The organism is Bosea sp. (in: a-proteobacteria), assembly GCA_023910605.1.
Classification (GTDB): Bacteria; Pseudomonadota; Alphaproteobacteria; order Rhizobiales; family Beijerinckiaceae; genus Allobosea.
This window is the reverse complement of record JAAVVV010000001.1, coordinates 57,282-83,539: the sequence shown is the minus strand read 5'-3', so window position 1 is coordinate 83,539 and position 26,258 is coordinate 57,282. Positions and strand designations below refer to the sequence as shown.

Sequence of the window (26,258 nt, the reverse complement as noted above, 5' to 3'; positions counted from 1 at the left end):
CCGGGCCGCAGCGCCAGTGTCAGGCCTCTTCCTCGTCACGCTTGAGCTGCTTGAGCTTGCCGAACACCGAATCGGCGGTGTGCTGCACCTCGGGCTTGCGCACGGGCTCGTCGTCCATCTCCTCGGGCTGGGTCGAGACTTCCGCCGACAGGAGGGTGGGGCCAAGCTCGGGCTCGATCTTCGGGCGGTCCTTGGTGGCGCGCGAGATTTCCATGTCGAGATCGACCTGCGAGCACAGGCCAAGGCTGACCGGATCCATCGGGGCGAGCTGCGCCGAGTTCCAGTGGGTGCGCTCGCGGATCTGCTGGATGGTGTGCTTGGTCGTGCCGGCGAGACGCATCACCGCCGCGTCCTTGAGCTCGGGATGGTTGCGCAGCAGCCAGAGGATTGCGTTCGGGCGATCCTGGCGCTTGGAAACGGGCGTGTAGCGCGGGCCGCGCGCCTTCTTCAGCTCGGGCACGCGCACCTTGGGCTCGGCCACGCGCAGGCGATGGTCAGGGTCAGTCTGGGCGCGTTCCAGCTCCTCGCGGGTCAGCTGCGCGGTCGAGATCGGGTCGAGGCCCTTGATTCCGGAGGCGACTTCGCCATCCGCGATGCCCTTCACTTCGAGCGGGTGAAGCTTGCAGAAATCGGCGATCTGCTCGAAGGTCAGCGAGGTGTTCTCCACCAGCCAGACGGCGGTGGCCTTCGGCATCAGCGGCGCATTCTGGGACATTTCAATAGCCTCCTTGTCGGGCGGCCGACAGGGGGCCGTCGCCGACGCTCACTACCGTTGCGGCAAAACTCTTCGAGCTCCGAACCGGCGGGGACCGGAGCGTTCTCGACATCGACCATGCAGGGAACCGCTGCGTTATAGTGGCGTGAAGCGCGCCTGTCCATGCGCCATGTCGGCCTGCCGTGACACTGAAGATGGGGCGGCTGCCACAACGCGACGATGTTGCTATCATGCTGCAACAGGCTGAAAGGGATGACCCGGAAGAAGGATGGCCCATGAGCGTTTTCGGTGACGATGACCGCCCGCGCCCCGCGCGCGTCCACGAGATTGGCCAGGATCTGGCCCCGCTCTCTCTCGAAGAGCTCGATCGGCGCATCGAGATGCTGAAGGCCGAGATCGCGCGGCTTGTGGAGGCCCGCGCCGGAAAGCAGGCGTCGAAGGCTGCGGCCGACCTGTTCTTCAAACGCTGAACCCCTGCCCGCGGCCCCTATGCACCATTGCCCCGATTCGGCGCGATGGCAGCGACGCCGCTAACGGTTCCTTTGCCGTTAAGATATGCTTAACACTTCCAATGTATGAAGAACGTGTCCGGTTTCTGGACGCCGAGTGGTTTTGTCACTCTGTTTGACGCCTCCCTGTTGACCTTCGAGCCGCAGATCCTGCGGCTCTTTTTTTTGGTCGCAGCCCCTGCCGGAGCCCAAATCCCTGCGGGACTCAAGCCCCTGCAAGCCGATGGCGTCTGAGCCATGCTTAACGGCGTTAAGGTTAACAGAACGTCAACGCCCCGTTGGGGACAAATGGCGCTATCCTTGCGAAGATTTTGGAGCCACCGGATATCTGTGCCAGATTGGCACGGTGCCGGCCCACATCAGAGTGAGTTGCGTCCATGGTAGACTTCAGCCGATCGTCCGCCGTCCCCTTCGGGAGGACCTTCGTGTCCTCCGACGCCTTCCGGGCCATGTTCCGTGAAGGCATGCTGCTTGTCGAGGAAACGGCCGCCTATCTCGACGGGGGCGGCCGCGAGGAATCACGCCTTCTGCCGCGCGATGTGGCGCTGGCCTACGCGACCGAGAGCATGCGCCTCACCACTCGCCTGATGCAGATCGCCTCCTGGCTTCTGGTGCAGCGTGCCGTGGCCGAGGGCGAGATCACCTCCGACCAGGCCCGCACGGAAAAGAACCGCGTCAAGATCACGGACATGAGCGCCGCGACGGAGCCGCAGATCGAGGCCATGCTGCCCGAGCGGCTGCGTGAACTTATGGACGCGTCGCTCAGGATGCAGGCCCGCGTGCGGCATCTCGAGAATCTCGTCATCGCCGAGTCCGACATCGCCGCCTTCCCGCCTCAGGGCGCCAATGACGTGGTCAGCCAGATCGACCGCCTCAGGGCCGCCTTCGCCCGCTGAGCGCTTGGCGGCGAGAGCAGGCGCGTTCCGCGCTCCGCGCGGTTGCCGCCCTCGCCCGGAAAGGGCAGGGTGCCGCCATATGGAATGGCTGCCTTGCCCGAGCTTCTGACCTCTCCCGCCTTCTGGATCTACGGATCGATCGCCGTCGCAGCCTTCGGCTTGTCCAAGGGCGGGTTCGTGGGCCTCGCTGTCCTGGGCCTGCCCGTGTTCGCGCTCGCCATGCCGCCCCTGACGGCGGCTGCCATCATGCTGCCGGTGCTGATGGCGCAGGATCTCGTCACGATCTGGGCCTTTCGTCGCAACATCGACAAACGCAGCTTCGTGGTGCTGCTGATCGGCTGCCTCATCGGCACGGCGATCGGGGCCGCGACAGTGACGCTGATTTCCGATGCCGGGCTCAAGCTCATGGTCGGCGCCATCGCGCTGGCCTTCGCGCTGAACTGGTGGATCCTGCGCCTGCGCGGCATGCCCGAGCGGCCGCCCTACCGCGCGCCCGATGCGGCGGGCGTGTTCTGGGGCGTTTGGTGCGGGCTCACCAGCTTCGTGGCCCATGCCGGCGCGCCGCCCGCGCAGGTCTACATGATGCCGCAGCGGCTCAGCCCCGTTGTCTTCGCAGGAACGCTGGCCTGGCTCTTCTTCGTGGTCAACATCGTCAAGCTCTGGCCCTATCTGCAACTGGGCCTGATCACGCGCGAGACGCTGATCGGCTCGGTGGCGCTGCTGCCTGTGGCCATCCTCGGCAACATGTTCGGCATCTGGCTGGTGCGGCGCATCACGGTCGCGAAGTTCTACCCGCTTATCTACGCGATTCTGCTCCTGGTCGGCCTGAAGCTGACCTGGGATGGTCTGGCGGGGCTGATCTGAGGCTCGCTCCAAGGATAGCGATTGCTTGCCCGAGCCGCCGCGCCATACTCGGGCGCGTAGCGAAAGGGAGACATCGATGAGCCAAGCCGCCTACGAACGCGATCTCGACAAGAACGCGGCGAACTACCAGCCGCTGACGCCGCTGGGCTTTCTCGAGCGGGCGGCGGAGGTGTTTCCCGATCGCGTCGCGATCATCCATGGCGAGGTCAGGCGCAGCTATGCCGAGTTCTATGCTCGCGCGCGCCGCCTCGCCTCGGCGCTGGCGCGGCGCGGCATCGGGCGCGGCGACACGGTCGCGGCGCTGCTGCCCAACACGCCGGCGATGCTCGAATGTCATTACGGCGCGCCCATGGCCGGAGCCGTGCTCAACACGCTCAACACCCGGCTGGACGCGGCCACGATCGCGTTCTCGCTGGATCACGGCGAGGCGAAGGCGCTGATCGTGGACCGGGAGTTCACGCCGCTGGCGCAAGCCGCGCTGGCGCTGTGCCGCGCCAGGCCCATCCTCATCACCGATGATGACGCGGCCTATGAGGGTCACGGCGTCACCCTCGAAGGCGCCGTGGTCTATGAGGATATGCTCGCATCGGGGGACCCCGATTTCGCCTGGGTGCCGCCTCATGACGAATGGGACGCGATCTCGCTCAACTACACCTCCGGCACCACGGGCGATCCCAAGGGGGTGGTCTATCACCATCGCGGCGCGCACCTTCTGGCGCTGGGCAATATCGTCACCTGCGCCATGGGCAAGCATCCGGTCTATCTGTGGACGCTGCCCATGTTCCATTGCAATGGCTGGTGCTTCCCGTGGTCGATCTCGGCCGTGGCGGGCACCCATGTCTGCCTCAGGCAGGTGCGGGCGCGGGCCCTGTTCGACGCCATCGCCGAGCATGGCGTGACGCACCTGTGCGGCGCGCCCATCGTGATGTCGACCTTGCTGAACGCGCCCGAGGCGGAGAAGCGGCCCTTGCCGCATGCGGTGCAGTTCTTCACCGCCGCGGCGCCGCCGCCAGCCGCCGTGCTGGAAGCGATGGCGAAGGCCGGCTTCACGGTGACCCATCTTTACGGGCTCACCGAGGTCTATGGACCGGCCGTGGTGAATGACTGGCACGAGCACTGGAATGGCCTTGCGCCAGGCGAACAGGCGACGCTGAAGGCGCGGCAGGGCGTGCGCTACGGCGCGCTGGAGGCGCTGGACGTGCTCGATCCGGACACGATGCAGCCCGTGCCGCGCGATGGCGTGACCATGGGCGAGGTCATGTTCCGGGGCAATGTCGTGATGAAGGGCTATCTCAAGAACCCGAAAGCCACGCAAGCGGCCTTCGCCGGGGGCTGGTTCCACTCAGGGGATCTCGGGGTGCGCCATCCCGATGGCTACATCCAGCTCAAGGACCGCTCCAAGGACATCATCATCTCGGGCGGGGAGAACATCTCCTCGATCGAGGTGGAGGATGCGCTCTACAAGCACCCGGCCGTGCAGGCGGCCGCGGTGGTCGCGCGGCCCGACGGGAAATGGGGCGAGACGCCCTGCGCCTTCGTGGAGGTCAAGCCGGGCATGGCGCTGAGCGCGGAGGAGGCCATCGCCTGGTGCCGCACGCTGCTTGCCGGGTTCAAATGCCCGCGCCATGTCGTGTTCGTGGAGTTGCCCAAGACCAGCACCGGCAAGATCCAGAAATTCCGGCTCAGGGAGATGGCCAGGCAGGCCTGAGCGGAGAGGGCCTCGCCGGAGACGGCGCTGACGGGAGGGGACGGCGCCCCGTGTGCAAACCCGCTTCGCGTCTCAGATCGTGGCCCCGTCGGAGATGCGCACCCGCGCGTCGGGCCGCCTTGTGAGGTCGGGCAGCAGTTCGAGGCCGAGGCCCGGCCGGTCGCTGATGCGGACCTCGCCATTGGCCACCACGGGCAGGTCCGTGACCAGCTCCCTGTACCAGCCCGTGTAGAAGGCCCGGACGCTTTCCTGGATGAGCGTATTGGGCGCATGCAGCGAAAAATGGCACGAGGCGGTGTAGACCACGGGGCCGGTGCAGTCATGCGGAGCCACCGGCGTGTGCCAGGCCTGCGCCATGCCGGCGATCTTGCGGGCCTCGGTCAGCCCGCCGCACCAGCTCAGATCAAGCATGACGACGCCGGCGGCCCCGGTCTCGAGATATTCGCGGAAGGCGTGGGTGTATGACAGCGTCTCGGAGGCGCAGACCCATGCCCTGGAATGGCGCGCATAGTCCTTGAGGTCTGCGATATTGTCGAGGCGGAACGGGTCCTCGTGCCAGTAGGTGTCGAACTCGGCAAGGCGCTGGGCGAGTTTCTTGGCCATGGGCAGGCTCCAAAGCGAATGGAACTCGACCATGATGTCCATGCGGTCGCCCACGGCCTTCCTGATCTTCGCGAAGGGTTCGAGCGCTGCTGTCAGCTCCTGCGGCGAGATGTCGAAGCCGCCGGTGCGCTCCGCCGCGATGTCGAAAGGCCAGATCTTCATGCCCGTGATGCCCTGCTCGAGCAGGGAATGGGCCACTTCATCGGCGCGGGTGAGGAAGCCCTCGAGGTCCTCGTAAGGGCCGCCCTGCTCGCCGAGATGCCAATTGGCCACCGCCTGGGCGCGGCTGTCGCGGATGTACCTGTAGCCCGCGCAGGTATTGTAGACGCGGATGCTGTCGCGGCTGCGGCCGCCCAGCATGTCGCAGACGGGCTTGCCGTGCGCCTTGCCGAAGATGTCCCACAACGCGATGTCAACGGCGGAATTGCCGCGCGTCTCAGCGCCGGCGGATCGCCAGCCGAGATAGTTGCGCAGCTTGAGGTTGATGGCCTCGATGCGGAGCGGGTCCTCGCCGATCAGCTTGGGCGCGACCGTCTCATGCAGATAGGATTCGACCGCCTGCGGCCCCATGAAGGTCTCGCCGAGCCCGATGAGGCCCTCATCCGTGTGCAGGCGCACGAAGATGATGTTGCCGAACTCTTCGAGCCGGATGGTTTCGAGGGCTGTGATCTTCATGGGGACACGGATTTCGAGAGAGCGGCATGCAGGGCGGCATTGAGGGCGCCCGCCGTGAGGCGAGCGCCCGGCACTCAATCAAGGCGGCGCTTCGGCCTCAGTTCGAGCCGCGCAGCCTGGCGAGTTCCGCCTGCATGCGGTCGACGGTTTCCTTGCCGATGGTGGCGCCGGCGCGCTCATAGACAGGCTTCACCGCCTCGCGCATGCGCTTCTGCTGCTCGGGCGCGATCTCGTTGATCTGCATGCCCTTGTTGCGGAGGTTCGCCAGCGACTTGGTGGACAGATCACGCGAGACGGTGCGCTGCTCCTTCTGGCCCTCGGCGGCGCATTCGACGAGCGCCTTCTGCTCGTCGGCGGAGAGCCGGTCGAACAGCGCCTTGGAGTAGAGCACGAGGAAGGGCGTGTAGGCGTGGTTGGTGATGGAGAGGAACTTCTGCACCTCATACATCTTCGAGGTGTCGATGGTGACGAAGGGATTCTCCTGGCCATCGATGGCGCGGGTCTCGAGCGCCGCGAACACCTCCTGGAAGGCCATCGGCACGGCATTGGTGCCCACGGTGCGGAAGGTGTCGAGGAAGATGTTGTTCTGCATCACGCGGACCTTGAGGCCGGGGAAATCCTCGACCTTTTCGACGGGCTTGCGCGAGTTGGTGAGGTTGCGGAAGCCGTTCTCCCAATAGGAGAGGTTGACAAGGCCCACGCCCGGCAGCTTGTCGGCGATGTACTTGCCGAAGGCCCCGTCGAGGATGGCGTCGGCTTCCTTCTCGTTGGCGAAGAGGAAAGGCAGGTCGAACACGCCGAGATCGGGCAGGATGCCCACCAGCGGCGAGGACGAGGTGACGACCATTTCCTGCGTGCCGGAGCGCAGGGCCTGCGTCGCCTGAAGGTCGCCGCCGAGCGCGCCGCCCCAGAAGGCCTGAAGCTTCATCTTGCCGCCCGAGCGGGTGGTGAGGCATTGGGTCATCCTGGTGACGCCGTTGCCCACCGGGTGGTCGGCGTTGATGCCGTTCGACACGCGGATGGTGCGTTCGGTGAACTGGGCGTTGGCGGCGCCGGTCATGAGGGCCAGGGCGCCGGCTGCGGCGATCAGCGATGTCTTCAACATGTCTTGCTTCCTCCAGGGGGTTGGGGCTCTTCGGCCTATCAGTAGCCCAGCAATTGCTGGACGAATTGCGTGAATCCGATCCGGCCGCTGAGCAGACGGAAGGGCGCCATCACGAGGGGCGGCCAGAGCACCAGAATAAACAGCACAGCGCTCTGGGCAATCAGGAAGGGGTTGATGCCCTTGATCACGTCGGTCATCGACACCCGCGCCACGCCGGCGACGACGTTGAGCACGATGCCGACGGGCGGCGTGATCAGCCCGATGGCGTTGTTCATGATGAACAGCACGCCGAAATAGATCGGGTCAATGCCGACCTGCTTGACGATCGGCATGAGCACGGGCGTGAGGATCAGCACGGTCGGGGCGAAATCAAGGGCGGTGCCGACGATCAGCACCAGGATCATCATCAGCAGGACCATGACTGTCTTGTTGTCGGTAATCTGCTGGAGATAGCCGGCGATCTCGCCGGGAATGTTCGCTGCCGTGATGAGCCAGGAGGAGATCAAGGCCGCTGCGACCAGGAACATGATCACGGCCGTCATCTTTGCCGCTGACAGGAAGAGACCGTAAAGCTGGCTCGGCTTCAACTCCTTGTAGATGAACATGCCCACGAACAGGGCATAGACGGTGGCCACCACCGCAGCCTCCGTCGGCGTGGCGAAGCCGAAGCGGATGGAGCCGAGGATGAAGATCGGCATGGCGAGGGCAAAGGCGCCGTCCTTGGTCGCCTGCCAGCGCTCCGTCCAGCTGCGCTTGGGGTAGGCCTGCATCTTCTCCTTGTGCGAGACCCACCACCAGGCAAAGACGAGGCTCACCCCCATCAGGATGCCGGGAAACACGCCCGCGATGAAGAGCTGCGGGATCGAGACATTGGCCGCCACGCCGAAGATGACGAAGCCAATGGAGGGAGGGATGACGGGAGCGATGATGCCGCCGGCGGCGATGAGCCCGGCCGAGCGCGGCACGTTGTAGCCCGAGGAGCGCATCATCGGGATCAGGATGGCGGCGATGGCGGCGGTGTCGGCCGCGGCCGAGCCGGACAGCGACGCCATGATGACCGCAGCGATGATGGCGACATAGCCGAGACCGCCATGGCGATGGCCGATGAGCGCAAGCGCGAAATTGACGATGCGCCTGGAGAGCCCGCCCGCATTCATCAACTCGCCCGCGAGCATGAAGAAGGGAATGGCCAGCAGGATGAAGCTGTCGGCGCCGTCGAGCATCTTCTGCGCGATGACCTGTGCGTCGAAGGCGGGGTAGATGCCGGTCTGAACCATCCAGAGCATGATGGCCATGCCGCAGACCATCAGCGCGAAGGCGCAGGGCATGCCCAGCGCCATGGCTCCGCATAGCGAGGTGATGAAGACGAGGACAGTCATTCGATCTTGCCCCGCACGCTGTGAGCCGTCTCCTCATCGCTGTAGCGGCCGGCGAAGTGGTCAAGCTCGCCCGGCAGCAGCCGGCCCGTGACGGCGCGGATGAGCCGCAGCAGCACCATCGCGCCGATGCCGGCGCTGGTGAAGAAGCCCACACCGAACACGGCCAGCATGTTCAGCCCCGAGACCGGGGCCACATTGGTGGCGTTGAGCGGGGCCTGCTGCCAGGTGCCCCAGAAGAACACGATGCAGCACAGCAGCACGAGCAGGTCCGAGAGCACCATGCAGACAAGCCGTCCGCGGTGCCCGAGCGCCGCCACCAGGGCATCGACGCCCAGATGCGCATTCTCGCGCGCCACAACCACCGCGCCTATGAAGGTGAGCCAGACGAAGCAGTAGCGGCTCATCTCTTCCGAGATCTGGATGCCGTCATTGGCGAACCAGCGCATCATGACGTTGCCGAAGACCATGAGCACCATGGCCACCAGGAGCAGAACGAGAAGGGTCTCGAGCGTCCTGAAGAAGGCGTTCTCGATGCGGCGCCACCCGTTGGGCGGCAGGGCGGCGTCGGGTGTCCGCATCAGGTCTGGTCTCCGGTGGACAGGAAATCGTCGCGCGCCATGTCGATTTCGATGTCCTCGCGCGCGGCGCTGATGAGCCGGCGCAGGGCGCGCTCGGCCTCATCGGGCCGGGCGGCTGCGATGGCGTCGTGGACATCGCGGTGCAGGGGCAGTGACGACATCGCGCTGGCGCGGCTCTTGACCGAAAAGCGGAAGGAGACGCGCAGCAGCGCATCGATGGCCGGCTTCAGCGCGGCGAAGAACTGGTTGCGCGTGGCGCCGAGGATGGTCTGGTGGAAGGAGAGATCGGCATCGAGATAGCTGGCGCCATGGCCCTTCACGGCCGCCTCCATGCCGGCGAGAGCCGCGCCGAGGCGCGCGATGTCATCCGGCTCGGCCCGGCGCGCGGCCAGGGCGGCGGCTTCGGGCTCGATGGCGAGGCGCAGCTCGAGGATGTCGCGCACGAAGGTCTGGTCGACGCCTGCCGCGAGGCGCCAGCGGATCACGTCAGGATCGAGCAGGTTCCAGGCGGAGGGGGGCAGCGGCCTCGTGCCGATGCGCGGGCCGGTGGCGACCAGACCTTTGGCGCTGAGCGTCTTGACCGCCTCGCGCAGGATGGTGCGGCTCACGCCCATCGAGGCGCACAGCTCCGCTTCGGTCGGCATTTGCGACCCCGCCACGATGTCTCCTCCAATGATCATCGCAGCGAGCCGGTCAACGACTGCCGCGTGAAAGCTCTTTGGCCTCATGCAATGAAGGTAGTATCATATGATCTTTCATGTCAATCGCCCGTGACGACCAAACACCGATGCAGGAACGCGGCCCGGAGACACGCGACGGCGACAGGCCGGCGGCCGGCGCTGAATGCGATAAAGCCGGCGGACGCGGCATCTGAGGCGTCCACCGGCTTGGATCGGTCAGGGGCCGAGGGGCGGCAAGGCTGCGGCCCCGCAGCTTTCAGTGGAGAGTCTGGCGCGCGTTCAGCGAGGCCCTGAGCTTGGTGATCTCGTCCTTCAGTTGCAGCTTCCTGCGCTTCATTTCCGCGAGCTCGACATCGCTGGCGGAGGGATGCGCCAGTGCGCTGGCGATCTGGTTCTCCAGCGCCCGATGCTTCTTTTCGAGTTCGACGAGATGGGTCTGCAGCGACATGGACGTTCTCCGTGTTGTGACAAACAGCCGGCAAAGTCTGACAGCTCGGAAACGGGCTGTCCAATTTCAGCCGTGCGTCGCAACATGAAATTTGAAGGATTTTCCTACCTCAAATTTAAACGCTGCAAGCCACCGTTGGGTCTTGCCCAAGTCTTGGAGCCACCGTAACTTTCTTCTGCGATTGCGGCCAAATGAGAGCGGGGTCCGATGATGCGTTTCGACCTCGACGAAGAGCGGCGCATCTCCCTCGAGAGCGAGCTGCACCGGCTTCGTCAGGAACATGGCGATCTTGATTCGGCGATCCTTGCGCTTGAGCGCATGCCGCTGATCGACCAGATCCAGATCATGCGGCTCAAGCGGCGCAAGCTCTACCTCAAGGACCGCATCCAGTTCATCGAGGATCAGCTGACTCCCGACATCATCGCATGAGGCCGAGGGGCGCCGGGGCTTGCACGGCCCTGCATGCCTGCGCGCTCCTTGCGGGGACCGGCGCGGCGCGCTATGGCCGAGCGCTTCCGGGGTCGAGCGCTTCCGGGGCCGGGAGCAGGGCATGACGACAGCCAGGGCGCCAGTCGCCATCATCATGGGCAGCCAGTCCGACTGGGCCACCATGCGCCACGCCGCCGACACGCTGGAGGCGCTTGGAATCGGCTTCGTCGCACGGATCGTCTCCGCGCACCGCACACCGGACCGGCTGGTGGCCTTCGCCAAGGGCGCGCGCGCGGCCGGACATCAGATCATCATCGCAGGCGCGGGGGGCGCGGCCCATCTTCCCGGCATGGCGGCTTCGATGACGCCGCTGCCCGTCTTCGGCGTGCCGGTGGAATCAAGGGCGCTCTCGGGCCAGGACAGCCTTCTCTCGATCGTGCAGATGCCGGCGGGCATCCCTGTCGGCACCCTCGCGATCGGGAAGGCGGGTGCCGTCAATGCCGCGCTGCTGGCCGCAGCGGTGCTCGCGCTCAACGACGGGGCGCTGGCCGCGCGGCTTGACGCGTGGCGCCAGCGGCAGAGCGACGCCGTGGCCGAGGCGCCCCATGACGACGGCTGAGATGCGCGTTGCAGCCCTCAGGCCCGGCGACCGGATCGGCATCCTCGGCGGCGGGCAACTGGGGCGGATGCTCGCGCTCGCGGCGGCGCGGCTGGGCCTGTCCTGCCACGTCTATGCCCCTGAGGCGGACAGCCCCGCCTTCGCCGTGAGCGCCGCCCGGACCGTGGCGGCCTATGACGATGAGGCGGCTCTTTGCGCCTTCGCAGCCGGTGTTCAAGCCGCGACCTTCGAGTTCGAGAACGTGCCGGTCGAGACCATCCGCTTTCTGGAAAGCCTCGTGCCGGTCAGGCCCGGCGCGCGAGCGCTGGCGGTGGCGCAGGACAGGCTCGCCGAAAAGCGGCTGGCACGCGCCCTCGGCGCCGACACGGCCGACTTCAGCGCCGTCGGCAACATGGATGAGCTGAAGGCCGCTCTCGCAGCCATCGGCAGCCCTGCCGTGCTCAAGACCGTGCGCTTCGGCTATGATGGCAAGGGCCAGGCCAGGATCACCACCCCGGAGGACGCAGCCGGCGCCCTTATGGCCATGGGCGGGCAGGCCGCGATCCTCGAAAGCTTCGTGCGCTTCAGCCGGGAGGTTTCGGTGGTGGCGGCGCGCGGGGCCGACGGCGCCTTCACCGCCTTCGACGTCACCGAGAACGAGCATCGCCATCATATCCTGCACAGATCGGTCGCGCCGGCAGGCATCAGCGCGACCACCGCGGCGCAGGCCGTGGCCATTGCGGGGCGGATCGCGGAGGCGCTTGATTATGTCGGCGTGCTGGGCGTGGAGTTCTTCGTCAGCGACGGGCCGGCGGGCGAAAGCCTCGCGGTCAACGAGATCGCGCCGCGGGTGCACAACTCCGGCCACTGGACCATGGACGGCGCGGTGACCTGCCAGTTCGAGCAGCATGTGCGCGCCGTGGCGGGCTGGCCGCTGGGCTCTCCTGGCCGGCTGGCCGCGCAGGTGGAGATGATCAACCTGATCGGCGAGGACGCCGCCGGCTGGGAGGCGATCCTGCGCGATCCCGCCGCAAGGCTGCATCTTTACGGCAAGGCGCAGATGCGCGCTGGCCGCAAGATGGGGCATGTCAACAGGTTGCTGCCCGGCGGGCAAGCCGGGCCCGCGTAAGCGCGGAGCGCCTCGCGCCTGCGCCGTTTCGTTCGCATCTGACGGATTCCTGACCCGCGCGCTGTGGACAGGACGCTGGTTTTTTGGTAGACGCCGCTTTCTTGATCGCGCCGGCTCCGGCAAGACGCGGCATTTTTCATGGATCCAACGCCAGAAGCAGGTCAGACGTGCAGGTTCTCGTTCGCGAAAATAACGTTGATCAGGCGCTCCGCGCCCTGAAGAAGAAGATGCAGCGCGAAGGTATCTTCCGCGAAATGAAGCTCCGTGGCCATTACGAGAAGCCCTCGGAAAAGAAGGCCCGCGAGAAGGCGGAAGCCGTGCGCCGCGCGCGCAAGCTGGTGCGCAAGCGCCTGCAGCGCGAAGGCCTGCTGCCGCCGTCCAAGCCGCGGGTGATCGCCGGCGCCAAGCCGCCGCGTGTGTGACTGCGGGCGGCCTTGCCGCCGCCATCCGTTTTCAGGATACTGAGCCGGCGCCTGGATGGGTTTCGTCCACGCGCCGTTTTCATGTTTGAACCGTTGTCTGCGTCACCGGTTGGGTGGCAGGGCGTAGAGGGACAGGCAATGCTGAGCGTCGGCCGCTTCGTGATCATGGTTTCCCTGGCCGGCGGCCTTGCCGCCTGCGAGTCGGTGTCCGCTCTCGGGCCTGGCGCCGCCGTGGCCGAGATCGAGGCTGCGGACAATCCGGCCGCCTCGGCCAATCTCGCCTCGCTTACCGAGGTGGTGAACCGTCGGCCGACCGACCCGGAGGTCTTCAATCAGCGCGGCGCGGCCTATGCCCGCATCGGCCGCTTCTCCGATGCGATCGCCGACTTCACCAAGGCGGTGAGCCTCGATCCCGGATTTGCCCCGGCCTACGCCAATCGCGGGCTTGCCCACCGCCAGAGCGGCCGCAACGACGCCGCCCTGCAGGACTTCAGCCGCTCCATCCAGGCCGATCCCAATTACGCCCCGGCCTATCTGGCCCGCGGCAATCTGCTTCGCGCGCGCAACCAACTCGCCGAAGCGGTGACGGATCTCAATCAGGCCATCCGGCTGAATCCGGAAGGCGCAGAGGCGCTGCACGCGCGCGGGCTGGTCTACCAGCGGCAGGGCAACCACCGCCAGGCCGTGCAGGACTTCGACTCAGCCATCGACCGCAATCCCTACAACGCGCCGCCCTATACGGCGCGCGGGCTGAGCCTGATCGAGCTTGGCCAGTTCGAGAAGGCGCAGGAGGATCTCACCGCCTCGCTCAACGTCGATAATCGCAATGCCGAGGCCTGGGCCGGGCTCGGCCTCGCCTTCGAACGCCAGAACCGGATGCGCGAGGCAAGCGAGAACTACCAGCGGGCGCTGGGGCTCGACAGTTCCAATGCCACGGCACGGGCTGGCGCCTCCCGCGTCGGAGGCGGCGGCGGGCTCTTCCGCCTCTGAGCCTTCGTCTCAGCGCGCGGCGGCGTCGTCGCGGCGCAAAGCCCAGGCGGCGCGGATCTTCGGCAGCAGCGCCCGGCCGACATCGGGGACATGGCAGCGGCCTTCAATGATCGCGAAGTCGGGGGGCTTCGGGAAAGCCTGCATCAGCCTCCGGCTCTCGCTGAGCGGGATGATCCAGTCGTGCGTGCAGTGCTGGGCGACCACTGGAATCGCGACCTCAGGCGCATCGTCGATGGCGCGGAACGGGTCGCGCGACAGCAGCGTCACAGGCAGCCACGGGAACCTCATCCGGCCCAGATCCACGATCGAGGCATAGGGCGAGTCGAGCGCCAGCAATGCGGCCCCGCCCCGCGCCGCGAGCCCGATGGCGACGCCGGTGCCCAGCGATTCCCCGAAGAGGATGATGCGCGAGGCGCTGAACCGGCCAAGCAGCCAGTCATGCGCCGCCCGGCCATCCAGCCGCAGGCCGGCCTCCGAGGGGCTGCCGCTCGAGCCGCCATAGCCGCGCCAGCTGACTGCCAGCAGGCCGGCGCCATCCTCCGTCAGACGCTGGAAGCGGCCCGCCCGACGCGTCAGGTTCGCGCCGTTGCCGTGCAGGTAAAGATAGACCGGGTCGACATCGTTGCGTGGCGGCTTCCACCAGGCGTTCAATCGCTCGCCATCGCTTGTCTGCAACGTGATGGCTTCGGCGCCGGGGACGCGGCTTGCGTCGCCGCTGACATCGCGGATGTCGGGAATGAACAGCAAGGAGCGCTGGACAGCAAACATGTAGGCGCAGATGGCGAGGTAGCCGAGCAGCGCAAGTCCACCGATCAGCCAGAGCGAGCGGTGCAGCCAGCGGGCTGTTCCGGCAGTTGGCTTCACGCTGGCTGGTGCGCTCATCTGGCTCAATCCAGCCACTTCACGCGCTCGATGGCGTGGGTCTTCAGCCCAAGCCGTGCATATAGCCGGGCTGCGCCCTCATTGCCCGCCACATGGCCCACGGCAAATGAGCGCAATCCTTGCCCACGAGTGAAGTCTTCCGCCGCGCGCATCAGGGCTTCGCCGATGCCTGCCCTGCGTGCGTCCGGAGCGACCACCAGTGTCGTGACATAGCCGTAGGTCCGGACGTCTTCGCGGATGAACGGGCCGCCCTCCGTGATGGCGCAGCAGACATAGCCAACCACCTTGCCGGCCTGATCGGCGACATACTGAGCGCCGCCGACGGGCCGCATCTTCTCAAGGTCATCCTGAAGGCAGTTTCTCGCTGACTTCCGATCCGTGGCGCGATCAGCGGTGATGCCGTCCTCGAAGCGGTTGAGGAGCCACATCAGATCGATCACGGCCTCGCGGTCGGCATCCTCCATGTCGCGAATGACCAGCTCGATCATGTTCATGCCCTTCCAGCAAAAAGGGCCAGCGTGAAGGCTGGCCCTGCGTTCGCGACGATGGCCAGCATTGTCAGTGGGCCAGCGCCTTGACGATGCTTTCAACCATCTTCTTGGCGTCGGCGAGCAGCATCATGGTGTTGGGGCGGTAGAACACCTCGTTGTCGATGCCGGCATAGCCGACGCCGCCCATGCCGCGCTTGACGAAGAGGATGGTGCCGGCCTTCTCGACGTCGAGGACCGGCATGCCGTAGATCGGCGAGGTCTTGTCGGTCTTGGCAGCCGGGTTGGTCACGTCGTTGGCGCCGATGACGAAGGCGACGTCGGCCTGGCCGAACTCGGAGTTGATGTCCTCCAGTTCGAAGACCTCGTCATAGGGCACATTGGCTTCCGCCAGCAGCACGTTCATGTGGCCGGGCATGCGGCCCGCCACCGGATGGATGGCATACTTGACCTCGACGCCTTCCTTCTTGAGCAGGTCGCCCATCTCGCGCAGGGCGTGCTGGGCCTGAGACACGGCCATGCCGTAGCCCGGCACGATGATGACCTTCTGCGCGTTCTTCATGATGTAGGCGGCGTCTTCGGCGGAGCCGGCCTTGTAAGGCCGCGCCTCGGTGGCGGCAGCCGCACCGGACTCATCGGCGCCGAAGCCGCCGAGGATGACCGAGATGAAGCTACGGTTCATCGCCTTGCACATGATGTAGCTCAGGATCGCGCCCGAGGAGCCCACCAGCGCGCCGGTGATGATCAGCGCCATGTTGCCGAGCGTGAAGCCGATGCCGGCGGCGGCCCAGCCGGAATAGGAATTCAGCATCGAGACGACGACAGGCATGTCCGCCCCGCCGATCGGGATGATCAGCAGCACGCCGAGCGCAAACGAGACGATGACGATCAGCCAGAATACGGCATGGCTCTCGGTGCGCAGGAAGATCAGAATCAGGATCGCAAGGGCTATGCCGAGGCCGATGTTGATGGCGTGGCGCTGCGGCAGCATGATCGGTTTGCCGCTCATGCGCCCGTCGAGCTTGAGGAAGGCGATGATCGAACCGGTGAAGGTGATGGCGCCGATCGCGACGCCCAGCGCCATCTCGAAGAGGCTGGCGGCCTTGATCTGGCCGACGCGGCCAATGCCGAAGGCTTCCGGCGCATAGAGCGCGGCGCCCGCCACGAGCACGGCGGCAAGGCCCACCAGGCTGTGGAAGAAGGCCACAAGCTGGGGCATCTGCGTCATCTGCACCTTGCGGGCCATCACAGCCCCGATGCCGCCGCCGATGCCGATGCCGAGCACGACCAGAAGCCAGCCCGAGAAGCCGGCGGGCCGGAAGAACATCACCGTGGTGAGGACCGCGATGGCCATGCCGGCCATGCCGAAGAGATTGCCCTGGCGGCTGGTGGTGGGGTGCGAAAGCCCCCGCAGCGCCATGATGAAGAGGATGCCCGCGACGAGATAGAGCAGGGCTGAGAGATTGGCGGCCATCTGGCGTCAGCCCTTCTTCTTGTACATGGCGAGCATGCGTTCGGTGACGAGGAAGCCGCCGAATATGTTCACGGACGCGAGGATGAGCGCGAAGAACCCCATCACCTTCGCCCAGAGCGGCCCATCGCCCATGGCTGGGGTGGCGTTGACGCCGACCGCGAGCAGTGCGCCCACCACGATGACGGAGGAGATGGCGTTGGTCACCGACATCAGCGGAGTGTGCAGCGCGGGCGTCACTGACCAAACGACATAATAGCCCACCGCGACCGCCAGGGCGAAGATGGCGAGCTGGAACACGATGGGATCGATGGCCCCGCCGGTGGTGGCGCTGGCCGTGGCGGCGATCTGGTCGGCATAGCGCTGGGCGGCCTCCGCCGCCTGCCGTGCCGCATCGGCGGCGGCGCGGGCCCGCTCAAGCGCTTCCTGGGGTGTGATGGTCGACATGGAATGATGCCCCTTCGGTCCGGTGACGGATGGTGGTCAGGCTTTGGGCTGGAAAGTCGGATGGACGACAGCACCGTCGCGGGTCAGCAGCGTGGCCTTGACCAGCTCGTCCTCCCAGTTCACCGCCAGCTTCTTGTCCTTCTTGTCGATCATGGTCTCGACGAAGGCGAAGAGGTTCTTGGCGTAAAGCGCTGAAGCCGTTGCCGCGAGGCGGCCGGGCACGTTGAGATGGCCGACGATGCGCACGCCGTTGGGGGTGACGACGGTCTGGCCAGGCTTGGCCAGCTCGCAATTGCCGCCGCGCTCGACCGCAAGGTCGATGATGACGGAACCAGCCTTCATGCTTTCCACCATGGCTGCGGTGATGAGGCGCGGCGCGGGCCGGCCCGGGATCAGCGCCGTGGTGATGACGATGTCCTGCTTGGCGATGTGGGAGGCGGTGAGCTCGGCCTGCCTGGCCTGATACTCCCTCGACATCTCCTTGGCGTAGCCGCCGGCAGTCTGGGCCTGACGGAACTCGTCATCCTCGACGGCGAGGAACTTGGCGCCGAGTGATTCGACCTGCTCCTTGGTGGCGGGGCGCACGTCGGTGGCGGTCACGACCGCGCCGAGGCGGCGGGCGGTCGCGATGGCCTGAAGCCCCGCAACGCCGACGCCCATGATGAAGATGCGCGCGGCCGGAACGGTTCCGGCGGCCGTCATCATCATCGGCACGGCGCGGCCATATTCGGCGGCGCCGTCGATCACGGCGCGATAGCCGGCGAGGTTGGCCTGGCTGGAGAGCACGTCCATGACCTGGGCGCGCGTGATGCGCGGCATGAACTCCATGGCGAAGGCGGCGACATTCGCCTTCGCCATCGCCGCCAGCGCCTCTTCCTGGCCATAAGGATCCATGGTGGCGACGACGATGGCGCCTGCCTTCATCTGCTCAAGCTCGGCTGCGGCCGGACGGCGGACCTTGAGGACAATGTCAGCGTCCTTCAGCGCGGCCTTGCCGCTGGCCGCAAGGCTCGCCCCGGCCGCCTCGTATTCGGCGTCCGAAATGCCTGCGGTCAGGCCCGCGCCTTTCTCGACCGTGACGCTCGCGCCGAGGCCAAGGAACTTCTTGACGGTCTCGGGCGTCGCGGCGACGCGGGTTTCCGTGCCTTTGGCTTCCGCCGGGATTGCGATGCGCATGGAATGCTGTTCTCCGGAGAGGCGGGCGGGCGTCAGTGAGTGCCGCCGCCCATGAAGGCGAGGGCCATGAGCATCAGCACCAGCGGGATGGCGGGCGCGCGCCAGCCAATGCGGGGCGACGCGACGCCGATGGCCGCGGTGACGAGTGTCAGGATCGTGCCGAAGATCACCGTGACCCAGGCATGGCGCACGCCGCCTACGGCGAGGGCCACCACGATCGCCGTAACGGCGACGGTGCCGACCTCGGTGAAGTGAACGAAGCCCTTGAAGGTGTCTTCATGAGCCGGGTAATCCATCTCCGGATGTCCCGTTTCAGCGGATTTGCCGTGGTCGGCCATGATCGTCCCCGAATATGTTGAAAGCGAGCGTTGCAGCTCACCAGCGTTTAGCGCATGGACATGAACGGTGGCAACGAGTCAACGCAGATTGTGAGGCCGGAAACCGTGCCAGGTTGCGCTTCGTGTCGGGCTTTGTGTCGCGTGCCGTTCCCGGCTGTTGCAGGGGCAGCTTCGCCTCCCAGGCCTCCGCCTCCCAGGCCTCCGCGTCCAAGGCTTGCGCGTCCAAGACTTTTGCGTCTCAGGCTTGCGCGGGCCTGAGACCGACCGCCGCCAGCGCCTCGGCCTGACGGCGCGCCACCGTCTCGGCGGAGAAGGCGGTCAGCTCGTCCTCGATCAGGCGGAAGAAATTCATCTCGGCGCGCAGATGCAGGAAGACCCCGCCCAGCCCGATGGCGGCGCGGTCCATGAAGACGAACTCCTGCGGCACGGTGACGGGGCCCTTCTCCTTGAGCGCCTGATGCACGGCGAACGCTTCGCGGCGCCCGTAATTGCCGGGGCTGACCCCGTCCGCGATGGTGCGCACCCGGTCATCGAGCAGCGGGCCATAGATGAAGCGCGCCCAGATGTTGAGGATCTCGATGAGGTCCTTGCTGAGGTTCCTGAAGCCCCAGACCTCGTAGGCATGGACGATCCGGGCCGCGTCCCCGTGGAGCAGGCCGTTGCGCAGCTCGTTGACGCCGTTGACGAAGCTGGCCGGAAAGATGCGCACGCAGCCATAATCGAGCAGGTTCAGCCCGCTTGGGCGGCCGCCATCGTCGAACACGGTGTAGTTGCCCAGATGCGGATCGCCATGGATGACGCCAAAGCGGATGAAGGGCCGCCACCAGGCATGGAACATGGCGCGCGCGATCCGGTTGCGCGTGTCCAGATCGGCATCCTTGTGGCTGAGCAGCTTGGCGCCCTCGAGCCAGTGCATGGTCAGCAGGCGCCGCGTGGACAGGGCGGCGTCCACCTTCGGCACGCGCACATCATCGGTGCCGGCCAGCATGAGCTGATAAAGCGCCGCATGCCTCGCCTCGCGGTGATAGTCGAGCTCCTCGCGCACGCGGGCGCCGAGTTCCTTGGCGATCTCGCGCGTGTCGATGGCCGAGTCGAGCTGGCGGTGCAGCGCCAGCAGGAGCTGGAGCTGCTTGAGGTCCGCCTCCACGGCCGATTCCATGTCGGGATACTGGAGCTTGCAGGCCAGGGACACGCCGTCGAGCGAGGTGGCGCGGTGGACCTGGCCGAGCGAGGCCGCGGCAGCAGGCTTGAGGTCGAAGGCGCCGAAACGCTGGCGCCAGTTGCCGCCAAGCTCGGCCATCATCCGCCGGTTGACGAAGGCCGCGCCCATGGGCGGGGCTTCCGACTGGAGCTTCTGCAACTCCTCGGCATATTCGGGCGGGACCACATCGGGAATGGTGGCGACAAGCTGCGCGACCTTCATCAGCGGGCCCTTGAGCCCGCCGAGCGCCTGCGCCAGAGCGGCGGCATTGCGGCTGTCCGCCGCGCCTGTACGGCCGGTGATGAAGGTCGTGGCGATTCGCGCCGCGACGCCGCCGACATTGGCGCCGACGCGGGCATAGCGCGAGGCGCGCGCGGAAAATCGGTTCTCTTCGGTGTCGCGGGGGCTGCTCATGTCCCTGACATAAGCCTGCTCCCGGCCCTCGCCAAGGTCGCGGGGGGGCATGCCGCTCAGGGCTCGCCGGCGGTCAACCGGGACACGGCGCCCAGCATCAGGTCCCGATCGGAGCGCATGCCCTTGTCGTCAAGCTGCTCCTGCGTGAGCGCGGCGAGCCCTGAGCGGCCATGCCCGCCCCGGCCTTCGCCGCTGCGATGCCGTCCGCGACGATGTCGCGCATGCTGGTCGGGATGCCGGGTTGGCGGCTCTTGCCCCAGGGACCGTTGATCGCCGCCTAGAGCCAGCACGCGGCCGTCATCCCATCTGTTCCAGTTCCACGATCATGCGCTCGATCAGCCCAAGCCCGATTTGCCAGAAGCCGGGGTCGCGCGCATCAAGGCCGAAAGGCGCGAGCACCTCGGAATGGTGCTTGGTGCCGCCTGCGCTCAGCATGGCGAAATAGCGGTCCTGGAAACCGTCGGCCGAGCGCTCGTAGACGCCATAAAGCGAATTCACGAGGCAATCGCCGAAGGCATAGGCGTAGACGTAGAAGGGCGAGTGGATGAAGTGGGGAATGTACGTCCAGTAGGTCTCGTAGCCGGGGCCGAGCCTGATGGCGGGGCCAAGGCTCTCGGCCTGCACGCTCATCCACAGCGCGCTGATCGCATCGGCGGTGAGCTCGCCCTGCTTGCGCTCCTCGTGGAGCTTGCGCTCGAAGGAGTAGAAAGCGATCTGGCGCACGACCGTGTTGATCATGTCCTCGACCTTGCTCGCCAGCATGGCCTTGCGCTGGCTCTGGCTGGTGGTGGCGTCGAGCAGGCGGCGGAAGGTCAGCATCTCGCCGAAGACCGAGGCGGTTTCGGCCAGGGTGAGCGGGGTCGGCGCCATCAGCGCGCCATTGGGCGCGGCCAGCACCTGATGCACGCCATGGCCCAGCTCATGGGCCAGCGTCATCACGTCGCGCGGCTTGCCCTGATAATTGATCAGCACATAGGGGTGCGAGGAGGGAACCGTAGGGTGAGCGAAGGCGCCCGGCGCCTTGCCGGGGCGAACGGGCGCATCGATCCAGCGCTCGTCGAAGAAGCGACGCGCGATGGAGGCCATGCGCGGCGAGAAGGCGTCGTAGGCGCCGAGTACGGTGTCGCGCGCCTCGCTCCACGGGATCGTGCGCTGCTCCACCTTGGGCAGCGGGGCGTTGCGATCCCAGAAGTTGAGCTCACTCTTGCCGAACCAGCGGGCCTTGAGCGCATAATAACGGTGAGACAGGCGCGGATAGGCATCGCGCACGGCGCTGACCAGCGCATCGACCACGGCAGGCTCGACCCGGTTGGCGAGATGGCGCGACTGGGCCACATCGCCGAAGCCGCGCCACTTGTCCTGGATGTCCTTGTCCTTGGCCAGAGTGTTGGTGATGAGCGCGAAGGTCCGCATGTGCTGGCTGAAGACGTTGGCGAGGGCCTCCGCGCCTGCCTTGCGCACCTTGCCGTCGCTGTCCTGGAGCTTGTTGAGCGTGGGTTCGAGCGTCAGCTCGTGGTCGCCGACCTTGAAGCGCAGCGAGGCTATGGTCTCGTCGAAAAGCCGGTTCCAGGCGGCGCGGCCGGTCACGGACTTCTCGTGGAAGAGCTGCTCGAGCCTGTCGTCGAGCTGGTGAGGCTTGTCCTTGCGGATGTCGTCGAGCCAGGGTTTGTAGTGGCTCAGCGGCGGTGAGGCGGCCACCTTGTCCAGAACTTCATCGTCGAGGCGGTTCAGCTCCAGCGTGAAGAACAGCAGCTCGGTCGAGGCGGTGGTGATGCGCTCCTGCGCGTCGCCGTAGAATTTCGCGCGGGCGGGGTCGGTGGTGTCGCCCGAGTAGACAAGGCCGGCATAGGACATGATCCGGCCCATGAGGTCATCGAGAGCCTCGTATTCCGTCACGGCTTCATGCAGCCTCACGGATGCATCCGGGCGGCTGGCAAGTTCGGCGAGCCTGCCGCGATAGCGGCCGGCGAAGTCGAGCGCCTGGCCAGCGGCGCGCTCCATGTCGGCCCCGAACGCTGGCGCGTCCATGGCCGGATAGAGATGGCTCAGATCCCATTCGGGCAGGTCGACCAGGCCCGGATCAGGGGACGCGCGCCGCGCGGGGGGCGCCGGCGACATGGCCATCCGCAAGGATGCGGGGGCGAGGTCAGGACGATGCGGCATGATGGCGGACCTCTGGCTGGCGGGTGCCGGAGCGGAACGGCGCGGCCAAGCAGCATATGTGCGCTTCGGCCAGTGCAATCAACCGGCGCTCTGTCGCGGCCCTGCAGGAATTGCCATCGGCGCAGAGCTTTCGCTTAAGCGGCGCTTAACTCTTGTGCCTGACATTGATCCGAAACGACACACGCGATTCCCGCCGTGCCGCCGGTTTGGACTGACAATGACCACCACGATCCTCATCGTCGACGACGATCCCGTCCAGCGCCGCCTGCTAGAGGCGATGGTGCGCCGCTTCGGCTACGAGGCGCGTACGGCCGACAGCGGCGCGACCGCCTTGCGCATGCTCACGGGGATGGAGGGCGAGGCGGTCGATCTGGTGATTCTCGACCTCGTGATGCCAGAGCTTGACGGCATGGGCGTGCTGGCCGCGATCAAGAACAAGGGGCTTGAAAAGCCGGTGATCGTGCAGACGGCGCACTCCTCCATCGAGACGGTGGTGGCGGGCATGCGCGCCGGCGCAGTCGACTTCGTGGTCAAGCCCGTTGGCGCGGAGCGGCTGCAGGTCTCGATCAAGAACGCGATCAAGGTCGGCGCCCTGGAGGACGAGATCCGGCGCATGAAGCGCCGCGCTTCCGGCACGCTCGGCTTCCACGATCTGAGCACCCGCAGCCCCGAGATGGCGCGCGTGGTTCGCCTGGCGGAACGGGCTGCGAAATCCAACATCCCGATCCTCATCGAGGGTGAATCAGGCGTCGGCAAGGAGGTGCTCGCCCGCGCCATCCAGGGCTCCAGCGACCGCCGGGGCAAACCCTTCGTCACCGTCAACTGCGGCGCGATCCCTGACAACCTTGTCGAGTCCATCCTGTTCGGCCACGAGAAGGGCGCCTTCACCGGCGCCACCGAGAAGCATGTCGGCAAGTTCATCGAGGCCAGCGGCGGCACGCTCTTTCTCGACGAGATCGGCGAGTTGCCGCTCGAAGCCCAGGTCAAGCTGCTGCGCGCCATCCAGGAAGGCGAGGTCGATCCTGTCGGCGGGCGCAAATCCGTGCGGGTCGACATCCGGCTGATCTCAGCCACGAACAAGAGCCTGCTCGATCAGGTGAAGCAGGGCCGCTTCCGCGAGGACCTGTATTACCGGCTCAACGTTTTCCCGATCCTGCTGCCTGCACTGCGCTCGCGCCGCGAGGACGTGCCCGATCTGGCCAAATCCTTCGTCGCGCGCTTTGCGGCTGAAGAGGGCAAGCGCATCAGGGGCCTGACTCCCGAAGCCGCAGCCCTTCTGCAGCGCTATGACTGGCCGGGCAATGTGCGCCAGCTCGAGAATGCGCTTTTTCGCGCCGTGGTGCTGTGCGACGGGGACGAATTGACCGTCGCCGAGTTTCCGCAGATCGCGGCGCAGGTCGAAGGGTTCGACGTGCGCATCCCGCCCGCGCCCCAGCCCTATGCCGTGACGTCCGGCGGGGCCGAGCCGCCGCGAATCATCCAGGTTCCGGTGCGCGATCCGAACGCGATCGAGCTGACCGAGGGCTCCGACATGCGCCGCATGGACGATCTCGAGCGCGACATCATCAAGTTCGCGTTGCAGCATTATCGCGGCCACATGTCGGAAGTGTCGCGCAAGCTTGGGATCGGCCGGTCCACGCTCTACCGCAAGCTCAAGGATTACGGGCTCGACGAGGGCGCCGCGGAGGGCGCTGCGGAGGAGGAAGCGGCTTGAGGATGCCGCTTTCGGCGGATCTCGCAAAGCGTCAGCTTGGCAGCATGATAAATTTTTTATTCAGGTGTTGCAGGATTGGGATTGCGACTCCGGGCGCGATTCGACACTGCTGCGACGCGGGCTTATTTCGGGGAGACTGATTATGGCGTTGAGGCGCGCAGCAGTGTCGGCGTCCATTCTGGGTCTGTGCATCGCATCCGCCACCTTGAGCCTCGCGAGTGTCGATGAGTTTCTGGCGCTGCCTGCGCCGCCCGAGCCGGCCGAGGTCGTGTTCACGCAAGCCGACCTTTCGGCTCAGCGTATTGCGCTGACCGAAGCGCCTGCCGCCTCCAGCGTGCTTCCCGACATCGTCACGCTGTTGCCGCCGCCGCCCGAGCCGGCCGAGGTCGTGTTCGATGTGAGCGGCCCCGAAGCCGCTGCCGGGCACCCACTCGACATCGCCACGCTCGTGCCGCCCTTGCCGGAACCCGCCGAGGTCGATCTGAGCGATGTGCGGCAAGCGTCGCTCGGCGCCGATACCGCCTCCACTGTGGCGATCAGCCTGGCCGAGACCATTACCGCCGCGCCCGTCATCGCAGCGCAGCCGGTCGAGGAGCCGCCAGCGCCGATCTCGACGGCAAGCCTTTCTCCCTCGCTTCCCGTTGATCCGCTCGCTTCCCTGCCCATGGCCTTGCCGGAGCCGCCGGAAGCCGCGCCGGTGCGCCTTGACGATGTCGCCACCGCTCCTGCCAGGGAGGGCGTCACGGCCGATGCGCTCAGGCCCCTGATCGCCGCAGGCCTTCCTGACCTCGTGCGCCAGCCCTGGCTGCCCGATTCCGAGCAGCGCGCGGTCCTCGCCTTCTATCAGGAGCGGGACCATGCGCCGCTCTGGCATGACGGCGAGGCGCTCAATGCCGCCGGCCAGATGCTGCGGGCCCAACTGGCGCGCGCTGCGGAAGATGGCCTGCGGCCGGCCGATTATGCGCTGCCGCAGCTTCTGCTGCCACGCAGCGTCGATCTGGCCGCGGCCGATGTGCGACTGACGCTTGCGGCCGTGCGTTATGCGCGCGATGCACGCGGCGGCCGCATCGATCCGCGCCGGCTGTCGGCCCTGATCACGCCCAGGCTCGAACTGCCGGCGACGGCTGATGTCCTGTCGCGTCTTGGAGCAGCCGGAGCCGAGCCGGCCTCCGTGCTGGCCTCCTTCCAGCCGCACCATGCCGGCTACCGCGCGCTGCGAACGAGGCTTGCCACGCTGCGCGCCGAGCGACCTGCGCCCGCCCCGGAAGTTCGCATCCCGGCCGGACCGGCGGTGCGCATCGGCATGCGCGACGACCGCATCGTGCTGGTCAGGGCCCGCTTCGGCTTCGCTCCCGGCGAGAACCGCGTCCATGATCGCTCACTTGCCGCCGTCATCGCCGAGTTCCAGCGCGAGAACGGGCTGACCGCCAATGGCGTGCTCAACCGCGTCACGGTGGACGCGCTCAACGGCGTGTCGCCGGCGCAGGCCGAGGGCGATCTGATCGCCGCGATGGAACGCTGGCGCTGGCTGCCTGCCGACCTCGGTGAGGAGCATATCATCGTCAACGTGCCCGAATACATGATGCGCAAGGTCGAGGGCGGCGCCGTGGTGCACAGCTCGCGCGTCGTGGTGGGCAAGGCCGAGCGGCCGACGCCGATCTTTTCGGAGATGATGGATCATCTGGTGCTCAATCCGTCCTGGACGATCCCGCCCACCATCCTGCGCAAGGACATCCTGCCCAAGCTCGCCTCCGATCCGGGCTATGCCGAGCGGCTTGGCTATCAGGTCATCCGGCGCGGCAACAACATCACCGTCCGCCAGCCGCCCGGCCCCTCCAATGCGCTCGGCAATGTGAAGTTCATGTTCCCGAACAATCATGCCGTCTATCTGCACGACACGCCGTCGCGGAACCTGTTCGCCTCGGCGCGGCGGGCCTATTCATCGGGCTGCGTGCGCGTCGAGCGGCCGCTCAAGCTCGCCGAACTCGTGCTGAGCGGCACGGATGGCGGCTGGTCCGAACGGCGGCTGCAGAACCTCGTGGGCTCGGGCGAGCGCACCATCAGGCTGGCGCGCAAGCTGCCCATCCACATCGTCTACATGACCCATGTTGTTGACGAGAACGGCGCGCTTCGGACCTTCGAGGACATTTACGGCTTCCATCGACGCACACGCGACGCGCTGGGCGTCTGACGCGCGCTTGCCGCCGGCGCAGCTTTTCGCCATGATCGAAGGGCA

General features: G+C 66.6%; 26 protein-coding genes. 11 read left to right on the top strand and 15 right to left on the bottom strand.

From position 1 onward, the window contains the following. Nucleotides 1–19: 19 nt before the first annotated feature. Nucleotides 20–715, bottom strand: a complete 696-nt coding sequence (locus HEQ16_00480) for a DUF1013 domain-containing protein (GenBank protein MCO4052552.1) — start codon at nucleotides 713–715, stop codon at nucleotides 20–22. A 275-nt stretch (nucleotides 716–990) separates the two neighbouring features. On the opposite strand from HEQ16_00480, the gene HEQ16_00475 reads away from it, so the two are divergent. The 4 genes from HEQ16_00475 (at nucleotide 991) to HEQ16_00460 (ending at nucleotide 4,692) form a co-directional block, all read left to right on the top strand. Next, on the top strand, nucleotides 991–1,185 hold the full coding sequence (locus HEQ16_00475; protein MCO4052551.1) for a DUF1192 domain-containing protein: 195 nt from the start codon (nucleotides 991–993) through the stop codon (nucleotides 1,183–1,185). 416 nt (nucleotides 1,186–1,601) lie between these two features. Then, complete coding sequence (locus tag HEQ16_00470; GenBank protein ID MCO4052550.1) at nucleotides 1,602–2,120, top strand: DUF1465 family protein; 519 nt, start codon at nucleotides 1,602–1,604, stop codon at nucleotides 2,118–2,120. 84 nt (nucleotides 2,121–2,204) lie between these two features. Next, nucleotides 2,205–2,984, top strand: coding sequence for a sulfite exporter TauE/SafE family protein (locus HEQ16_00465; GenBank protein MCO4052549.1), 780 nt, complete (start codon nucleotides 2,205–2,207; stop codon nucleotides 2,982–2,984). A gap of 76 nt (nucleotides 2,985–3,060) precedes the next feature. Further along, entirely contained in the window at nucleotides 3,061–4,692 is a 1,632-nt protein-coding gene (locus HEQ16_00460; protein MCO4052548.1) for an acyl-CoA synthetase, read from the top strand. 72 nt (nucleotides 4,693–4,764) lie between these two features. On the opposite strand, the gene HEQ16_00455 is transcribed toward HEQ16_00460, so the two are convergent. From HEQ16_00455 to HEQ16_00430, 6 genes are all read right to left on the bottom strand, one after another. Beyond that, nucleotides 4,765–5,970 (bottom strand): mandelate racemase/muconate lactonizing enzyme family protein, encoded by a 1,206-nt coding sequence (locus HEQ16_00455; protein ID MCO4052547.1) that lies wholly within the window; start codon nucleotides 5,968–5,970, stop codon nucleotides 4,765–4,767. Between the two features lie 97 nt (nucleotides 5,971–6,067). After that, nucleotides 6,068–7,075 (bottom strand): TRAP transporter substrate-binding protein, encoded by a 1,008-nt coding sequence (locus HEQ16_00450; protein MCO4052546.1) that lies wholly within the window; start codon nucleotides 7,073–7,075, stop codon nucleotides 6,068–6,070. A gap of 38 nt (nucleotides 7,076–7,113) precedes the next feature. Next, a complete protein-coding gene (locus tag HEQ16_00445) occupies nucleotides 7,114–8,454 on the bottom strand; it encodes a TRAP transporter large permease subunit (protein MCO4052545.1) in 1,341 nt (446 codons plus the stop codon). After that, the gene (locus tag HEQ16_00440) at nucleotides 8,451–8,930 is read right to left on the bottom strand and encodes a TRAP transporter small permease (GenBank protein MCO4052544.1); all 480 of its coding nucleotides are present in this window, start codon (nucleotides 8,928–8,930) and stop codon (nucleotides 8,451–8,453) included. The genes HEQ16_00445 and HEQ16_00440 overlap by 4 nt, the downstream gene beginning before the upstream one ends. 101 nt (nucleotides 8,931–9,031) lie before the next feature. Further along, nucleotides 9,032–9,712 carry a FadR family transcriptional regulator gene (locus tag HEQ16_00435; protein ID MCO4052543.1) on the bottom strand — a complete coding sequence of 227 codons (681 nt, stop codon included), beginning with the start codon at nucleotides 9,710–9,712 and terminating at the stop codon, nucleotides 9,032–9,034. A gap of 256 nt (nucleotides 9,713–9,968) precedes the next feature. Beyond that, on the bottom strand, nucleotides 9,969–10,160 hold the full coding sequence (locus HEQ16_00430) for a DUF465 domain-containing protein (protein MCO4052542.1): 192 nt from the start codon (nucleotides 10,158–10,160) through the stop codon (nucleotides 9,969–9,971). A gap of 210 nt (nucleotides 10,161–10,370) precedes the next feature. Here HEQ16_00430 and HEQ16_00425 point away from each other — a divergent pair, with 210 nt between their 5' ends. The 5 genes from HEQ16_00425 to HEQ16_00405 all read left to right on the top strand — a co-directional run bounded on the left by HEQ16_00425 (nucleotide 10,371) and on the right by HEQ16_00405 (nucleotide 13,728). Beyond that, a complete protein-coding gene (locus HEQ16_00425) occupies nucleotides 10,371–10,589 on the top strand; it encodes a DUF465 domain-containing protein (GenBank protein ID MCO4052541.1) in 219 nt (72 codons plus the stop codon). Between the two features lie 121 nt (nucleotides 10,590–10,710). Continuing rightward, complete coding sequence (purE, locus tag HEQ16_00420; GenBank protein MCO4052540.1) at nucleotides 10,711–11,208, top strand: 5-(carboxyamino)imidazole ribonucleotide mutase; 498 nt, start codon at nucleotides 10,711–10,713, stop codon at nucleotides 11,206–11,208. Then, the gene (locus HEQ16_00415) at nucleotides 11,195–12,316 is read left to right on the top strand and encodes a 5-(carboxyamino)imidazole ribonucleotide synthase (protein MCO4052539.1); all 1,122 of its coding nucleotides are present in this window, start codon (nucleotides 11,195–11,197) and stop codon (nucleotides 12,314–12,316) included. The genes purE and HEQ16_00415 overlap by 14 nt, the downstream gene beginning before the upstream one ends. A 167-nt stretch (nucleotides 12,317–12,483) precedes the next feature. After that, on the top strand, nucleotides 12,484–12,738 hold the full coding sequence (locus tag HEQ16_00410; GenBank protein ID MCO4052538.1) for a 30S ribosomal protein S21: 255 nt from the start codon (nucleotides 12,484–12,486) through the stop codon (nucleotides 12,736–12,738). Between the two features lie 138 nt (nucleotides 12,739–12,876). Beyond that, entirely contained in the window at nucleotides 12,877–13,728 is an 852-nt protein-coding gene (locus HEQ16_00405; protein ID MCO4052537.1) for a tetratricopeptide repeat protein, read from the top strand. Between the two features lie 9 nt (nucleotides 13,729–13,737). Here the strand turns inward: HEQ16_00405 and HEQ16_00400 are convergent, their stop codons facing one another. The 8 genes from HEQ16_00400 to HEQ16_00365 form a co-directional block, all read right to left on the bottom strand. Next, nucleotides 13,738–14,610, bottom strand: a complete 873-nt coding sequence (locus HEQ16_00400) for an alpha/beta hydrolase (protein MCO4052536.1) — start codon at nucleotides 14,608–14,610, stop codon at nucleotides 13,738–13,740. A gap of 5 nt (nucleotides 14,611–14,615) precedes the next feature. Then, nucleotides 14,616–15,104, bottom strand: coding sequence for a GNAT family N-acetyltransferase (locus HEQ16_00395; protein ID MCO4052535.1), 489 nt, complete (start codon nucleotides 15,102–15,104; stop codon nucleotides 14,616–14,618). A gap of 64 nt (nucleotides 15,105–15,168) precedes the next feature. Further along, entirely contained in the window at nucleotides 15,169–16,572 is a 1,404-nt protein-coding gene (locus HEQ16_00390; GenBank protein ID MCO4052534.1) for an NAD(P)(+) transhydrogenase (Re/Si-specific) subunit beta, read from the bottom strand. A gap of 6 nt (nucleotides 16,573–16,578) precedes the next feature. After that, on the bottom strand, nucleotides 16,579–17,016 hold the full coding sequence (locus HEQ16_00385) for an NAD(P) transhydrogenase subunit alpha (protein MCO4052533.1): 438 nt from the start codon (nucleotides 17,014–17,016) through the stop codon (nucleotides 16,579–16,581). Between the two features lie 36 nt (nucleotides 17,017–17,052). Further along, the gene (locus HEQ16_00380) at nucleotides 17,053–18,192 is read right to left on the bottom strand and encodes a Re/Si-specific NAD(P)(+) transhydrogenase subunit alpha (GenBank protein MCO4052532.1); all 1,140 of its coding nucleotides are present in this window, start codon (nucleotides 18,190–18,192) and stop codon (nucleotides 17,053–17,055) included. A gap of 32 nt (nucleotides 18,193–18,224) precedes the next feature. Continuing rightward, nucleotides 18,225–18,530 (bottom strand): aa3-type cytochrome c oxidase subunit IV, encoded by a 306-nt coding sequence (locus tag HEQ16_00375; GenBank protein ID MCO4052531.1) that lies wholly within the window; start codon nucleotides 18,528–18,530, stop codon nucleotides 18,225–18,227. A gap of 238 nt (nucleotides 18,531–18,768) precedes the next feature. Next, nucleotides 18,769–20,145 carry an AarF/ABC1/UbiB kinase family protein gene (locus tag HEQ16_00370; protein MCO4052530.1) on the bottom strand — a complete coding sequence of 459 codons (1,377 nt, stop codon included), beginning with the start codon at nucleotides 20,143–20,145 and terminating at the stop codon, nucleotides 18,769–18,771. 297 nt (nucleotides 20,146–20,442) lie between these two features. After that, the gene (locus HEQ16_00365; GenBank protein ID MCO4052529.1) at nucleotides 20,443–22,269 is read right to left on the bottom strand and encodes a M3 family oligoendopeptidase; all 1,827 of its coding nucleotides are present in this window, start codon (nucleotides 22,267–22,269) and stop codon (nucleotides 20,443–20,445) included. A gap of 256 nt (nucleotides 22,270–22,525) precedes the next feature. On the opposite strand from HEQ16_00365, the gene HEQ16_00360 reads away from it, so the two are divergent. Together HEQ16_00360 and HEQ16_00355 are read left to right on the top strand one after the other, a co-directional pair. Next, nucleotides 22,526–24,022, top strand: coding sequence for a sigma-54-dependent Fis family transcriptional regulator (locus HEQ16_00360; GenBank protein ID MCO4052528.1), 1,497 nt, complete (start codon nucleotides 22,526–22,528; stop codon nucleotides 24,020–24,022). Nucleotides 24,023–24,164: 142 nt separating this feature from the next. Next, on the top strand, nucleotides 24,165–26,213 hold the full coding sequence (locus HEQ16_00355; protein MCO4052527.1) for a L,D-transpeptidase family protein: 2,049 nt from the start codon (nucleotides 24,165–24,167) through the stop codon (nucleotides 26,211–26,213). Nucleotides 26,214–26,258 lie beyond the last annotated feature (45 nt).

Excerpts from the sequence above, each read along its gene's own strand:
- HEQ16_00445 (MCO4052545.1), bottom strand. The coding sequence starts at position 8,454 with ATGACTGTCCTCGTCTTCATCACCTCGCTATGCGGAGCCATGGCGCTG.
- HEQ16_00450 (MCO4052546.1), bottom strand. The coding sequence starts at position 7,075 with ATGTTGAAGACATCGCTGATCGCCGCAGCCGGCGCCCTGGCCCTCATG.
- HEQ16_00455 (MCO4052547.1), bottom strand. The coding sequence starts at position 5,970 with ATGAAGATCACAGCCCTCGAAACCATCCGGCTCGAAGAGTTCGGCAAC.
- HEQ16_00460 (MCO4052548.1), top strand. The coding sequence starts at position 3,061 with ATGAGCCAAGCCGCCTACGAACGCGATCTCGACAAGAACGCGGCGAAC.
- HEQ16_00440 (MCO4052544.1), bottom strand. The coding sequence starts at position 8,930 with ATGGTGCTCATGGTCTTCGGCAACGTCATGATGCGCTGGTTCGCCAAT.
- HEQ16_00400 (MCO4052536.1), bottom strand. The coding sequence starts at position 14,610 with ATGAGCGCACCAGCCAGCGTGAAGCCAACTGCCGGAACAGCCCGCTGG.
- HEQ16_00385 (MCO4052533.1), bottom strand. The coding sequence starts at position 17,016 with ATGTCGACCATCACACCCCAGGAAGCGCTTGAGCGGGCCCGCGCCGCC.
- HEQ16_00415 (MCO4052539.1), top strand. The coding sequence starts at position 11,195 with ATGACGACGGCTGAGATGCGCGTTGCAGCCCTCAGGCCCGGCGACCGG.
- HEQ16_00375 (MCO4052531.1), bottom strand. The coding sequence starts at position 18,530 with ATGGCCGACCACGGCAAATCCGCTGAAACGGGACATCCGGAGATGGAT.
- HEQ16_00430 (MCO4052542.1), bottom strand. The coding sequence starts at position 10,160 with ATGTCGCTGCAGACCCATCTCGTCGAACTCGAAAAGAAGCATCGGGCG.
- HEQ16_00355 (MCO4052527.1), top strand. The coding sequence starts at position 24,165 with ATGGCGTTGAGGCGCGCAGCAGTGTCGGCGTCCATTCTGGGTCTGTGC.
- HEQ16_00380 (MCO4052532.1), bottom strand. The coding sequence starts at position 18,192 with ATGCGCATCGCAATCCCGGCGGAAGCCAAAGGCACGGAAACCCGCGTC.
- HEQ16_00390 (MCO4052534.1), bottom strand. The coding sequence starts at position 16,572 with ATGGCCGCCAATCTCTCAGCCCTGCTCTATCTCGTCGCGGGCATCCTC.
- HEQ16_00395 (MCO4052535.1), bottom strand. The coding sequence starts at position 15,104 with ATGAACATGATCGAGCTGGTCATTCGCGACATGGAGGATGCCGACCGC.
- purE (MCO4052540.1), top strand. The coding sequence starts at position 10,711 with ATGACGACAGCCAGGGCGCCAGTCGCCATCATCATGGGCAGCCAGTCC.
- HEQ16_00470 (MCO4052550.1), top strand. The coding sequence starts at position 1,602 with ATGGTAGACTTCAGCCGATCGTCCGCCGTCCCCTTCGGGAGGACCTTC.
- HEQ16_00480 (MCO4052552.1), bottom strand. The coding sequence starts at position 715 with ATGTCCCAGAATGCGCCGCTGATGCCGAAGGCCACCGCCGTCTGGCTG.
- HEQ16_00360 (MCO4052528.1), top strand. The coding sequence starts at position 22,526 with ATGACCACCACGATCCTCATCGTCGACGACGATCCCGTCCAGCGCCGC.
- HEQ16_00425 (MCO4052541.1), top strand. The coding sequence starts at position 10,371 with ATGCGTTTCGACCTCGACGAAGAGCGGCGCATCTCCCTCGAGAGCGAG.
- HEQ16_00465 (MCO4052549.1), top strand. The coding sequence starts at position 2,205 with ATGGCTGCCTTGCCCGAGCTTCTGACCTCTCCCGCCTTCTGGATCTAC.
- HEQ16_00405 (MCO4052537.1), top strand. The coding sequence starts at position 12,877 with ATGCTGAGCGTCGGCCGCTTCGTGATCATGGTTTCCCTGGCCGGCGGC.
- HEQ16_00365 (MCO4052529.1), bottom strand. The coding sequence starts at position 22,269 with ATGGCCATGTCGCCGGCGCCCCCCGCGCGGCGCGCGTCCCCTGATCCG.
- HEQ16_00435 (MCO4052543.1), bottom strand. The coding sequence starts at position 9,712 with ATGATCATTGGAGGAGACATCGTGGCGGGGTCGCAAATGCCGACCGAA.
- HEQ16_00370 (MCO4052530.1), bottom strand. The coding sequence starts at position 20,145 with ATGAGCAGCCCCCGCGACACCGAAGAGAACCGATTTTCCGCGCGCGCC.
- HEQ16_00475 (MCO4052551.1), top strand. The coding sequence starts at position 991 with ATGAGCGTTTTCGGTGACGATGACCGCCCGCGCCCCGCGCGCGTCCAC.